The 12,815-nt window shown below is 55.0% G+C and carries 10 protein-coding genes; 5 read left to right on the plus strand and 5 right to left on the minus strand.

The window, feature by feature from the left end; all coding sequences use genetic code 11:
• Window positions 1–526: 526 nt before the first annotated feature.
• The 5 genes from mnmE to rpmH all read right to left on the minus strand — a co-directional run bounded on the left by mnmE (window position 527) and on the right by rpmH (window position 4,455).
• Window positions 527–1,897, minus strand: coding sequence for a tRNA uridine-5-carboxymethylaminomethyl(34) synthesis GTPase MnmE (gene mnmE / locus BFL40_RS18595; protein ID WP_071485339.1), 1,371 nt, complete (start codon window positions 1,895–1,897; stop codon window positions 527–529).
• Window positions 1,898–1,976: 79 nt separating this feature from the next.
• Window positions 1,977–3,659 (minus strand): membrane protein insertase YidC, encoded by a 1,683-nt coding sequence (gene yidC, locus BFL40_RS18600; RefSeq protein WP_071485340.1) that lies wholly within the window; start codon window positions 3,657–3,659, stop codon window positions 1,977–1,979.
• Between the two features lie 2 nt (window positions 3,660–3,661).
• Window positions 3,662–3,907, minus strand: coding sequence for a membrane protein insertion efficiency factor YidD (yidD, locus tag BFL40_RS33150; protein ID WP_074851651.1), 246 nt, complete (start codon window positions 3,905–3,907; stop codon window positions 3,662–3,664).
• Window positions 3,900–4,304, minus strand: a complete 405-nt coding sequence (gene rnpA / locus BFL40_RS18605) for a ribonuclease P protein component (protein ID WP_071485364.1) — start codon at window positions 4,302–4,304, stop codon at window positions 3,900–3,902. Before rnpA ends, yidD begins: the two co-directional genes overlap by 8 nt.
• Before the next feature lie 16 nt (window positions 4,305–4,320).
• A complete protein-coding gene (gene rpmH, locus BFL40_RS33155; protein ID WP_003213577.1) occupies window positions 4,321–4,455 on the minus strand; it encodes a 50S ribosomal protein L34 in 135 nt (44 codons plus the stop codon).
• A 586-nt stretch (window positions 4,456–5,041) separates the two neighbouring features.
• Between rpmH and dnaA the strand changes: the two genes are divergently transcribed.
• From dnaA to BFL40_RS18630, 5 genes are all read left to right on the plus strand, one after another.
• Window positions 5,042–6,559 carry a chromosomal replication initiator protein DnaA gene (gene dnaA, locus BFL40_RS18610; RefSeq protein WP_071485341.1) on the plus strand — a complete coding sequence of 506 codons (1,518 nt, stop codon included), beginning with the start codon at window positions 5,042–5,044 and terminating at the stop codon, window positions 6,557–6,559.
• 38 nt (window positions 6,560–6,597) lie between these two features.
• Window positions 6,598–7,701, plus strand: a complete 1,104-nt coding sequence (gene dnaN, locus BFL40_RS18615; protein ID WP_057439291.1) for a DNA polymerase III subunit beta — start codon at window positions 6,598–6,600, stop codon at window positions 7,699–7,701.
• A gap of 20 nt (window positions 7,702–7,721) precedes the next feature.
• Window positions 7,722–8,825, plus strand: a complete 1,104-nt coding sequence (gene recF / locus BFL40_RS18620; protein WP_071485342.1) for a DNA replication/repair protein RecF — start codon at window positions 7,722–7,724, stop codon at window positions 8,823–8,825.
• A gap of 4 nt (window positions 8,826–8,829) precedes the next feature.
• Window positions 8,830–11,247 (plus strand): DNA topoisomerase (ATP-hydrolyzing) subunit B, encoded by a 2,418-nt coding sequence (gene gyrB, locus BFL40_RS18625; protein WP_071485343.1) that lies wholly within the window; start codon window positions 8,830–8,832, stop codon window positions 11,245–11,247.
• A gap of 528 nt (window positions 11,248–11,775) precedes the next feature.
• Window positions 11,776–12,815: beta strand repeat-containing protein (locus BFL40_RS18630; RefSeq protein ID WP_218158183.1), on the plus strand; the 1,040-nt coding region annotated here is incomplete at its 3' end.

A 12,815-nucleotide genomic window follows, 5' to 3' on the forward strand; every position in this document is an offset into this window, starting at 1 on the left:
AGGTAATCAGGAATTGTTTGTTGAAAGGGTTTTAGAGCTTTGGCGGCAAGTATAGGGACTTAGCCCGTTCTAAAGAACCCTTTGCACAAAATTTAACCAGCTGTGGATGAATCACAGACAATAGAAATTAAAAGAGAGAAATTTATTAAATCTTTGTTTTTATGTTTATTTCTACTGAGCCTACTTTCTGTGGATAGATCTATACAGCCCTTTATTTACGCTATGTACAGCGATTCAAAAGTCTGTGGTCATGTACCAATAAGGCCCTTGGATAAGTGCTTTAAGCCTGTGGATTAAACAGGTGGTTATCCACAGATAGGTTTTTACTCAGGTTTCAAGCCCTGTTATCAACTGGGCACAGGGCCGGTTATTCACAGGGCTTAATCCACAGAAACTCGTGCGCCAAGGCAAATAGTGCCCACGCGGAAGCCCCCAAGAGCTTGGTGATTAGTCAAAAAAGGAAGGTGGTACGCTGAAGCGAGAGAAACAGACGGGCACGAACGGCCCGTCTGTGAACAACGAAGGTCTATTTACCGATACAGAAGCTGGAAAAGATCCGGCCCAGCAAGTCATCAGAACTGAATGCCCCGGTAATTTCCCCCAAAAGCTGCTGCGCCTGACGCAAATCCTCAGCTAGCAGCTCACCAGCCCCCGCCAAGGTCAGCTGTGCCCGACCGTGCTCCAACGCCGCGCTGGCATGGCGCAGCGCCTCCAGATGCCTGCGGCGTGCACTGAAGCTGCTTTCCGAGGTCTGCTCGTAACCCATGCAGGCTTTGAGATGGTCGCGTAGCAACTCCAGACCATCGCCAGCGGACTTCGCGCTCAGGCTGATGGTGACATGGCCATCCTCACTGGTTTCCATCGCAATGGTTTCGCCTGTGAGGTCGGCTTTGTTACGGATTAAGGTGACTTTGGCCGGGTCCGGCCGTTGTTCGAGGAATTCCGGCCACAGTGCAAATGGATCAACCGCTTCGGGCGCCGTGGCATCCACCACCAGCAATACACGGTCTGCTTCACTGATGGCCTTGAGTGCTCGCTCTACACCGATCTTTTCAACCTGATCATCGGTATCGCGCAAACCCGCAGTGTCGACCACGTGCAATGGCATACCGTCGATGTGGATATGTTCGCGCAAAATGTCCCGAGTTGTACCGGCAATCTCAGTAACGATGGCTGCTTCACGCCCCGCGAGGGCATTCAGCAGACTGGATTTGCCGGCATTAGGCCGACCGGCAATCACTACCGTCATGCCATCCCGTAACAAGGCGCCCTGCCCGGCTTCACGCAGTACTGTGGATAACTCGTCGCGGACCTTATCCAGCATCGCCAAGACATGGCCATCAGCAAGGAAGTCGATTTCTTCCTCTGGAAAATCAATCGCCGCTTCTACGTAGATGCGCAGGCTGATCAGTTGCTCAGTCAAGTTATGCACGCGAAGGGAAAACGCGCCCTGCAGCGAGCGCAATGCATTGCGCGCGGCCTGTGAAGAACTTGCCTCGATCAAGTCGGCAATAGCTTCGGCCTGGGCCAGATCGAGCTTGTCGTTCAGAAATGCCCGTTCGCTGAACTCTCCCGGCCTGGCAAGGCGGCAGCCCAATTGCAGGCATCGCTGCAGCAACATATCCAATACGACGGGGCCGCCGTGACCCTGCAATTCCAGAACGTCTTCGCCGGTGAAAGAATTAGGTCCTGGGAAATAGAGGGCCAGACCTTCATCCAACACAGTTTCATCCGCGTCCAGAAATGGGCCGTAATGGGCGTAACGCGGTTTCAACTCACGGCCGCTGATAGCCTTGGCTGCAACGCCGGCAAGCGGCCCCGAAATACGCACAATACCGACACCGCCGCGACCTTGAGCGGTAGCGACAGCAGCGATGGTTTCACGAGGAGCGCTCATCAACAGGTTCCAGAACAAAAGTGACGGAAAGCAAAACGCCCCACTAGGGGGCGTCTTGAGTGGTTATCCACAGAGTAAATTACGCCGCAGCTTTTTTGGTAGCCGCTTCGATTTTACGTGTGATGTACCACTGTTGAGAGATCGACAACACGTTGTTGACCACCCAGTACAGCACCAGACCAGCTGGGAACCACAGGAAGAAGAAGGTGAAGATGATTGGCATCATTTTCATTACCTTGGCCTGCATCGGATCCGGCGGGGTTGGGTTCAGACGCTGCTGAATGAACATGGTAGCGCCCATGATGATCGGCAGGATAAAGAACGGGTCTTTGATCGACAGGTCAGTAATCCACAGCATGAATGGAGCCTGACGCATTTCCACGCTTTCCAGGAGTACCCAGTACAGCGACAGGAACACCGGCATCTGCACCAGAATCGGCAAGCATCCACCCAACGGGTTGATCTTCTCTTTCTTGTACAGCTCCATCATGGCCTGCGACATTTTCTGCCGATCGTCACCATGTTGTTCTTTCAACGCGGCCAGTTTTGGGGCCACGGCACGCATGCGCGCCATCGACTTGTAGCTGGCTGCCGACAGAGGGAAGAAGATCCCCTTGATCAGCATGGTCAGGAAGATGATCGAGAAACCCCAGTTACCGACAATGCTGTGGATATGTTGCAGCAGCCAGAAAATCGGCTGGGCAATGAACCACAGAATGCCGTAGTCCACAGTCAGTTCCAGACCTGGGGACAACTCTTTCAGCACAGCCTGGCTTTTCGGGCCGGCGTACAGAGTAGCGCTGGTTTCAGCCTTGGCACCTGGAGCGACAGTCAATGCCGGGCCAGTAAAACCAATGATGTAGTTACCTTGGCTGTCCTTACGGGTTTGAACCAGGTTGGCTTCACCCTTGTTCGGGATCCATGCGGTCACAAAGTAGTGTTGCAACCAGGCAACCCAACCGCCTTGTACAGTTTCTTTCAGCGCGCCCTTGTCGATATCTTTCATCGACACTTTTTTGTACGGCTCGCTACTTGTCCACAGGGCGGCGCCCAGGTAAGTAGCGGTGCCGGTGGCAGTGCTGGAAGAAGGATCAGCGCTGTTGTCACGCTTGAGCTGGGCAAACAGGTTACCCGTCCACGGCTTGCTGCTTTCGTTGTCGATCAGATAAGTGACTTTCAGATCGTACAAACCGCGGGTGAAGCTGAAACGCTTGATGTAGTTGACGCCGTCGTGACTGAATTTCAGGTCAACGTTCAACTGGTTCTGGCCATCAGCCAGTTGATAAGTCTTCTGTTCGGTCGAATAAACCGGACGACCGGTAGCACGAGCATCCGGACCGTCAGTGCCGGTCAGGCCGCTTTGCGCCAGATAAACACGTTCGCCACCGTTATCGAACAGTTGGAACGGAACATCCGGATGGTCTTGGCGACGTGGATACAGCGGCAGCTTCAGCTGGGCGATATCACCACCTTGTGGGTCGATCGCCAGGTCGAGCACATCCGTTTTCACGTGGATGAGGTCTTTGTTAGTGACCACTGGCGTTTCTACAGGGGTGCTGGTATCGGCATTCGCGCTGGGTACATCGGCACTGGCGGAAGCATTGTTACCCAGCGGGGTGTCCGGAATAGCCGGCGCAGCCTGGTTGGTAGCAACATTCTGAGTCGGCAGGGCAGCCTGGCCATAGTCCTGGTTCCATTTAAGAACCATGACGTAGGACACGATTGCCAGGGCGACGATCAGGATCGTGCGTTTAATATCCATGATTACTCGGCCATCGAAGAAGAACGGGAGGTAGGGATAGGCGGAACCGGGTCATAACCACCGGGATTCCACGGATGACAGCGACCTAAACGACGAAAGGCCAGCCAGCCACCGCGCAGAAGACCATGATTTTCTATGGCCTCTAACGCGTAGCAGGAACAACTGGGGTAGAAACGACAGTGATTGGCCATCAAGGGACTAATGGCATAGCGATAAAACTGGATCGGAACGAGGACCAGTTTACGCATCGGTGCTGTCTACCCCTACAGTTTCGGTGTTGACTGCTGGTGCTGGCTTGTTGGTACGCGCCAAACGTTTCCAGAGCTTGCCGAAATGCTGAATCAATTCGGGGTTTTCTACATCCCCCAAGCCTTTGCGCGCGACGATAACAATATCCCAACCAACCAGAGTGTCCTGGTGGAGGCGAAACGATTCGCGCATCAGACGCTTGAGGCGATTGCGCTCAACGGAGAGCTTTACGCTCTTCTTGCCGATCACCAACCCGAGACGGGGGTGATCCAGATCGTTGTTACGCGCAAGGAGCAGGAGATTTTTCCCCGGAACCTTGCCGGTGGGGGAGTCAAAGACTGCCTTGAAATGCCGGGGGGTTAGCAAACGCTTTTCCCGACTGAAGTCCTGACTCACCACCAGTACCGGATTATCAAACTGCCAGACGCGCACGACCTTTGGCGCGGCGACGCGACAGGACGGCACGGCCGTTCTTGGTAGCCATGCGAGCACGGAAGCCGTGAGTGCGGGCGCGTTTGATGGTGCTTGGTTGGAAAGTACGTTTCATGGCGTTGTTACCTGGTTCGTCCACAACGGGCCGGAATGGCCCCCGTTTTAAGAGACCGGCGATTCTAGAGAAAGCAAGCCTCTAGGTCAATTTCCAACCAGCTTTTCCTTCAATTAGGTCTTTATAGGTAATGAGGCCTTTCTCTGTCCTCTGGGCTTTCGTGAGCAATGCCATAGATATAAAAATAAAGAAGGAAGTTATTTAAAGCTTTTCTGTAAAGCTTATAAAAGCTAGGGAGCCAATCATCTGTGGATAAGTGCCTTAAGGCCATATTCCACCTGCTGTACAGAGAATGACAACTACGGGGGAAAACGGTGCTCTCCCTGTGCTGCACTGTCGGATAAGCTGTGTGTGGAATGGGTTGTTATCCACAGGCCAGTTACCCACAGACTTTTGACCCCACTTGTACAACGAGCTTAGGTACGTTTATCCACAGAGCTTATGCACAGACCATTGGTCGCCTTTTTTGTGGTTAAAGCATTGATTTTGGGTGCCCTGTGAGCAACCTACATGTGGATAAGTGGACGACTGGCCGCTACAATGGCGGCTGTTTTTGCCTCACCGGCTTTCAACTTAGGGGATATCCGTGTCAGTGGAACTTTGGCAGCAGTGCGTGGAGCTTTTGCGCGATGAGCTGCCTGCCCAGCAATTCAACACCTGGATCCGTCCGCTACAGGTCGAAGCCGAAGGCGACGAGTTGCGTGTCTACGCACCCAATCGTTTTGTTCTCGACTGGGTCAACGAGAAGTACCTGAGCCGCGTCCTCGAATTGCTCGATGAACATGGCAACGGCCTGTCTCCCGTGCTTTCCTTATTAATAGGTAGCAAACGAAGCTCTGCACCTCGTGCTGCGCCAAATGCGCCATTGGCCGCTGCTGCGTCGCAAGCCCAGGCCTCTGCCGCACCGGCTACCAGTTCGCCTGCTCCTGCACCGGTTCCGTCCAAATCGTCTGCGCAGAAAAATGCAGCAGAAAATGAAGAGCCGTCCCGCGACAGCTTTGACCCGATGGCGGGTGCCAGTTCCCAGCAAGCACCGGTCCGTGCCGAACAGCGCACAGTGCAGGTTGAAGGTGCGCTCAAGCACACCAGTTACCTGAACCGTACGTTTACCTTTGAAAATTTTGTTGAGGGTAAATCCAACCAGCTGGCTCGCGCAGCCGCCTGGCAAGTCGCCGATAACCCCAAACACGGTTACAACCCGCTCTTCCTTTATGGCGGCGTTGGTTTGGGTAAGACGCACTTGATGCATGCTGTGGGTAACCACCTATTAAAGAAGAACCCGAATGCCAAGGTTGTGTACCTGCATTCGGAGCGCTTCGTGGCTGACATGGTCAAGGCCTTGCAGCTCAATGCCATCAACGAGTTCAAGCGGTTCTACCGCTCCGTTGATGCGTTGCTGATCGATGACATTCAATTCTTCGCCCGTAAAGAGCGTTCCCAGGAAGAGTTTTTCCACACCTTCAACGCCCTGCTCGAAGGCGGTCAACAGGTCATCTTGACCAGTGACCGTTACCCGAAGGAAATCGAAGGTCTGGAAGAACGCTTGAAATCGCGTTTCGGCTGGGGCCTGACCGTTGCGGTAGAGCCGCCGGAACTGGAAACCCGCGTCGCGATCCTGATGAAAAAGGCCGACCAGGCCAAAGTCGACCTGCCTCACGATGCTGCTTTCTTTATTGCTCAGCGCATTCGTTCCAACGTGCGTGAACTGGAAGGCGCACTCAAGCGGGTCATCGCGCACTCGCACTTCATGGGGCGCGACATCACCATCGAGCTGATTCGCGAATCGCTCAAAGATTTGCTGGCCCTGCAAGACAAGCTAGTGAGTGTGGATAACATTCAGCGCACTGTGGCCGAGTACTACAAAATCAAGATTTCCGACTTGCTGTCCAAGCGCCGTTCGCGTTCGGTGGCACGTCCGCGTCAAGTGGCCATGGCGCTCTCCAAAGAGTTGACCAACCACAGCCTGCCGGAAATTGGTGATGTGTTTGGCGGTCGCGACCACACCACGGTCTTGCATGCATGTCGCAAGATCAACGAACTTAAGGAATCCGACGCGGATATTCGCGAGGACTACAAGAACCTGCTGCGTACACTGACAACTTGATGACACCAGCGCAGCTTATTAAGGCAAGGGACTAGACCATGCATTTCACCATTCAACGCGAAGCCCTGTTGAAACCCCTGCAACTGGTCGCAGGCGTCGTCGAGCGCCGACAGACCTTGCCGGTGCTCTCCAACGTATTGCTGGTTGTCGAAGGCCAGCAATTGTCCCTGACCGGTACCGACCTGGAAGTCGAATTGGTTGGTCGTGTGCAGCTCGAAGAACCCGCCGAACCTGGCGAGATCACCGTGCCGGCGCGCAAGTTGATGGATATCTGCAAAAGCCTGCCAAACGATGCGCTGATCGATATTAAAGTCGACGAGCAGAAGTTGGTGGTCAAAGCCGGTCGCAGCCGTTTCACCCTGTCGACTTTGCCGGCCAATGATTTCCCGACCGTTGAAGAGGGCCCAGGCTCGCTGACCTGCAGCCTGGAGCAGAGCCGACTGCGTCGTTTGATTGAGCGCACCAGCTTCGCGATGGCCCAGCAAGACGTACGTTACTACCTCAACGGTATGTTGTTGGAAGTGTCGGAAGGCATCATTCGCGCTGTGGCTACCGATGGTCACCGTCTGGCTATGTGCTCGATGAAGGCGGATATCGGCCAGCCGGACCGCCATCAGGTCATCGTGCCGCGTAAAGGTATCCTTGAGCTGGCTCGTTTGCTGACTGAGCCGGATGGCAACGTCAGCATCGTTTTGGGTCAACACCACATTCGCGCAACCACTGGTGAGTTCACCTTCACCTCCAAGCTGGTCGACGGCAAGTTCCCAGACTACGAACGTGTGCTGCCTAAAGGTGGCGACAAGCTGGTGATCGGTGATCGTCAGGCCTTGCGTGAAGCGTTCAGCCGTACTGCGATTCTGTCGAACGAAAAGTACCGTGGTATTCGTCTGCAATTGGCCAATGGTCAGTTGAAGATCCAGGCTAATAACCCGGAGCAGGAAGAAGCGGAAGAAGAAGTGGGCGTCGACTACAACGGTGGCTCGCTGGAAATTGGCTTCAACGTGAGCTACTTGCTGGATGTGTTGGGTGTGATGACCACCGAACAGGTTCGCCTGATTCTGTCTGACTCCAACAGCAGTGCGCTGGTGCAAGAATCCGATAACGACGACTCGGCTTACGTTGTTATGCCGATGCGCCTGTAATCATGCTCAGCAGAAGCTAGATGTCGCTTAGTCGCGTCTCGGTCACCGCGGTGCGCAATCTGCACCCGGTGACCTTCTCCCCCTCCCCCCGCATCAATATTCTCCATGGCGCTAACGGCAGTGGCAAAACCAGCGTGCTGGAAGCCATTCACCTGCTAGGCCTTGCACGTTCCTTTCGTAGTGCTCGCTTGCTGCCTGTGATTCAGTACGAACAGTTGGCGTGCACGGTGTTTGGCCAAGTCGAATTAGCTGAAGGCGGACACAGCAGCCTGGGGATATCCCGTGACCGCGGCGGGGAGTTTCAAATTCGCATCGACGGGCAGAATGCTCGCAGTGCGGCGCAACTGGCGGAAATCCTGCCACTGCAATTGATCAACCCCGACAGCTTTCGTTTGTTGGAAGGTGCACCAAAAATCCGCAGGCAATTCCTCGATTGGGGAGTGTTCCACGTGGAACCACGTTTCATGTCCACGTGGCAGCGCCTGCAGAAGGCCCTGCGGCAGCGGAACTCGTGGCTGCGGCATGGTACACTTGACGCCGCTTCGCAAGCAGCTTGGGACCGGGAACTGTGCCTGGCCAGCGACGAAATAGATGAATACCGCCGCACCTACATCAAAGCCTTGAAACCAGTCTTTGAGCAGACCTTGAGCGAGCTATTGGATCTCGAGGGGCTGACGTTGAGCTACTACCGTGGTTGGGATAAAGAGCGTGAACTGAGTGCAGTGCTCGCCACGTCCTTGCAGCGGGATCAGCAAATTGGCCACACCCAGGCCGGCCCCCAACGGGCTGATTTGCGTCTTAGATTAGGCGCACACAATGCCGCGGATATCTTGTCCCGTGGTCAGCAGAAATTGGTGGTGTGTGCATTGCGGATCGCCCAGGGACATCTGGTTAGCCAGGCCCGACGCGGTCAATGTATTTATCTGGTGGATGACTTGCCGTCAGAGCTCGACGAGCAACACCGCCGCGCGTTATGCCGCTTGTTGGAAGACTTACGCTGCCAGGTGTTTATCACCTGTGTAGACCACGAATTATTGAGGGAAGGCTGGCAGACGGAAACGCCAGTCGCTTTGTTCCACGTGGAACAAGGCCGTATCACCCAGACCCACGACCATCGGGAGTGAAGGCATGAGCGAAGAAAACACGTACGACTCGACCAGCATTAAAGTGCTGAAAGGTTTGGATGCCGTACGCAAACGTCCTGGTATGTACATCGGCGACACCGATGATGGTAGCGGTCTGCACCACATGGTGTTCGAGGTGGTCGACAACTCCATCGACGAAGCTTTGGCCGGTCACTGCGACGACATCAGCATCATCATCCACCCGGATGAATCCATCACCGTGCGCGACAACGGTCGCGGCATTCCGGTCGATGTGCACAAAGAAGAAGGTGTCTCGGCGGCAGAGGTCATCATGACCGTGCTCCACGCCGGCGGTAAGTTCGACGACAACTCCTATAAAGTATCCGGCGGTTTGCACGGTGTAGGTGTGTCGGTAGTGAACGCACTGTCCGAAGAGCTGATTCTGACTGTTCGCCGTAGCGGCAAGATCTGGGAACAGACCTACGTCCACGGTGTTCCACAAGAGCCGATGAAGATCGTTGGTGAAAGTGAAACCACCGGCACGCAGATCCACTTCAAACCGTCCGATGAAACCTTCAAAAATATCCACTTCAGCTGGGACATCCTGGCCAAGCGTATTCGTGAGCTGTCCTTCCTCAACTCCGGTGTGGGTATCGTCCTCAAGGACGAGCGCAGCGGCAAGGAAGAGCTGTTCAAGTACGAAGGTGGTCTGCGTGCGTTCGTTGAATACCTGAACACCAACAAGACTGCGGTCAACCAAGTGTTCCACTTCAACATTCAGCGTGAAGACGGCATTGGCGTGGAAATCGCCCTGCAGTGGAACGACAGCTTCAACGAAAACCTGTTGTGCTTCACCAACAACATTCCACAGCGCGACGGCGGTACTCACTTGGTGGGTTTCCGTTCCGCATTGACGCGAAACCTGAACACCTACATCGAAGCCGAAGGCTTGGCCAAGAAGCACAAAGTTGCTACTACCGGTGATGATGCACGCGAAGGCCTGACTGCAATTATCTCGGTAAAAGTGCCGGATCCTAAGTTCAGCTCCCAGACCAAAGACAAGCTGGTGTCTTCTGAAGTGAAGACGGCAGTGGAACAGGAGATGGGTAAGTACTTCTCCGACTTCCTGCTGGAGAACCCGAACGAAGCCAAGCTGGTCGTCGGCAAGATGATCGACGCGGCACGTGCGCGTGAAGCGGCGCGTAAAGCCCGTGAGATGACCCGTCGTAAAGGCGCGCTGGATATTGCTGGCCTGCCAGGCAAATTGGCTGACTGCCAAGAGAAGGACCCTGCCCTTTCCGAGCTGTACCTGGTGGAAGGTGACTCTGCTGGCGGTTCCGCCAAGCAGGGTCGCAACCGTCGCACCCAGGCCATTCTGCCGTTGAAGGGTAAGATCCTCAACGTCGAGAAGGCGCGTTTTGACAAGATGATTTCCTCCCAGGAAGTCGGCACCTTGATCACGGCATTGGGCTGCGGTATTGGCCGTGACGAGTACAACATCGACAAGCTGCGTTACCACAACATCATCATCATGACCGATGCTGACGTCGACGGTTCGCACATCCGTACCCTGTTGCTGACCTTCTTCTTCCGTCAGTTGCCGGAGTTGATCGAGCGCGGCTACATCTACATCGCTCAGCCACCGTTGTACAAAGTGAAAAAGGGCAAGCAAGAGCAATACATCAAAGACGACGACGCCATGGAAGAGTACATGACGCAGTCGGCCCTGGAAGATGCCAGCCTGCACTTGAACGACGAAGCCCCGGGCATCTCCGGTGAGGCGTTGGAGCGTCTGGTTAACGATTTCCGCATGGTGATGAAGACTCTCAAGCGTCTGTCGCGCCTGTACCCTCAGGAGCTGACCGAGCACTTCATCTACCTGCCGCCTGTAAGCCTGGAGCAGTTGGGCGATCACGCACACATGCAGGATTGGCTGGCCCAGTACGAAGTTCGCCTGCGCACCGTCGAGAAGTCTGGCCTGGTATACAAAGCCAGCTTGCGTGAAGACCGTGAACGTAACGTGTGGCTGCCAGAGGTCGAACTGATCTCCCACGGCCTGTCGAATTACGTCACTTTCAACCGCGACTTCTTCGGCAGCAATGACTACAAGACTGTGGTCACTTTGGGCGCGCAGCTGAGCACCTTGCTGGACGACGGTGCTTACATCCAACGTGGTGAGCGCAAGAAGCAGGTCAAGGAATTCAAAGAAGCCCTCGACTGGTTGATGGCCGAAAGCACCAAGCGTCACACCATCCAGCGATACAAAGGTCTGGGCGAAATGAACCCGGATCAGCTGTGGGAAACCACCATGGACCCTGCTCAGCGTCGTATGCTGCGTGTGACCATCGAAGACGCCATTGGCGCGGACCAGATCTTCAACACCCTGATGGGTGATGCGGTCGAGCCTCGTCGTGACTTCATCGAAAGTAATGCCCTGGCGGTTTCCAACCTGGATTTCTGATCAGGTGTAGTTCACACGTTAAATGCGTTAATTCGCAAATAGTTGAATCACGCTACACAAAAAAGCCAGCGTTTATAGCGTTGGCTTTTTTGTGCCTGCATTTTTAAAGGCAGGATATCGATTCCGCTTTATCAGTCTATGCGCCAGTGAGGGTAATACCTCGATGACATGCCCTACCCGCCCCGCCATGCCAACCACTGACGTGGCACAGGCTCTGATCGCACGCTGAAGTGATGGTGGCTGGGCCGAACAATCGGCGAAACCGGAAACGGTTTGTTCCTGGGTATAGAACTGGGCATTTAAGTGTCTCTGCCAACGTTCAAGCTGGCCATTGCCGTTGCGACGAACAAATAAGGGCTGCTGCTGAAAATAAACTTTGAAAACTGAGACGCACGGTCAAAGCCGTCGAAAAAGCGTCGATATGATCTGCCCCTAAAAAACCAACTATCAGCAGCTCTAGAACAACTGTTTGGCCACTTAACCCCTAGAGCTCGCAGCAACCAAATTTTCAGGGGAGACAGTATGAGCATGCACAATCGACCAGCACACCGCACACCGGGACGCCGAGCCCTCTTGGCCGTCGCCATCGCTTCGGCGCTAACGGCAGGCCAATCCGGGATCGCCCAGGCAACTGTTCGCGACGTTATAGTCCCTTCTGGCATTACGGTCAGCAGCGGCACCGTCGGCATCTTCAACCCCAGCGGCGACAGTATCGGCACCCTGAGCAACAGCGGCACCATCAGCGGCAACAGGGGAATTTACAACAATGGCAGCATCACCGAGCTGGACAACAACCTGGGTGGCACCATCAGCGGCAGCAGCTTTGGCATCCTCAACAACTTCGGCAGCATCGGCACCCTGAACAACAGCGGCACCATCAGCGGTGACAGGGGCATTTACAACAATCGCAGCACCTCCATCGGCACGCTGGCTAACAGCGGCACCATCAGCGGCGTACGTGTTGGCATTAGCAACCTCGGCAGCATCGGCACGCTGGCTAACACCGGCACCATCAGCGGCGACCAAAGCACTGGCATTTACAACATTGGCAGCGGCAGTATCGGCACCCTGAGCAACAGTGGCAGCATCAGCAGCCACAGGGGCATTGACAACACCGGCAGCATCACCGAGCTGGACAATAATCTAAGCGGCACCATCAGCGGCAGCAGCTTTGGCATCGTTAACAGCGCCGGCAGCATCGGCACCCTAAACAACAGCGGCACCATCAGCGGCATCACCGCAGGCATTGCAAACAACGCCAGCATCGGCACCTTAAACAACCGCGGCACCATCAGCGGCATCACCGCGGGCATTTCCAACGACGCCAGCATCGGTACCCTAAACAACAGCGGCACCATCACCAGCAGCGGCACCGAGGGCATTCACAACGGCGGCAGCATCGGCTCGCTGACCAACAGTGGCACCGTCACCGGCAACGCGGGCATTTACAATACCGGCAGCATCGACTCGCTGACCAACAGCGGCACCATCACCGGCCAATATGCTGCGATTTACAACGATAAGTTAGGCACTCTGGGCCCCATCACCAACTCTGGAGTCATTGCCGG

The organism is Pseudomonas costantinii (assembly GCF_001870435.1).
GTDB lineage: Bacteria > Pseudomonadota > Gammaproteobacteria > Pseudomonadales > Pseudomonadaceae > Aquipseudomonas > Aquipseudomonas costantinii.